At 65.6% G+C, this 389-nt stretch carries 1 protein-coding gene; it reads left to right on the top strand.

The features are described 5' to 3' along the window. Window positions 1-389 (top strand): tRNA (adenosine(37)-N6)-threonylcarbamoyltransferase complex ATPase subunit type 1 TsaE (gene tsaE / locus FLP08_RS17275; RefSeq protein ID WP_202912816.1); only part of this gene is annotated, 389 nt, incomplete at both ends.

Raw genomic sequence — 389 nt, 5'->3', positions numbered from 1 at the left:
GTCTGAAGTGATCCTGTCCGCCGAAGGGGAAGACGCGATGCTCGAACTGGGCGGGCGCATCGCCCGGGCCAGCGGGGGGCAGGGGGTGATCTACCTGCATGGCGACCTCGGCGCCGGCAAGACCACCCTCTCGCGCGGCATCCTGCGCGGCCTCGGCCATGCCGGCTCGGTGAAAAGCCCGACCTTTACCCTGGTCGAGCCTTACGAAATCGGCGAGCTGCGCGCCTACCATTTCGACCTGTACCGGCTCGCCGATGCGGAGGAATTGGAGTTCTTCGGCATCCGCGACTATTTCGACGGCAGCGCACTCTGTCTGATCGAGTGGCCCGAGCGCGGTGCGGGCGTTTTGCCAACCGCCGATCTGGACATTACCATTACTGCCCAAGCGG

Origin of the sequence: Christiangramia aestuarii, from assembly GCF_009735585.1 — a bacterium.
GTDB classification, from domain to species: domain Bacteria; phylum Bacteroidota; class Bacteroidia; order Flavobacteriales; family Flavobacteriaceae; genus Christiangramia; species Christiangramia aestuarii.
Note: the sequence above shows the minus strand (reverse complement) of the source record. Positions and strands in the feature narration are given on the sequence as shown.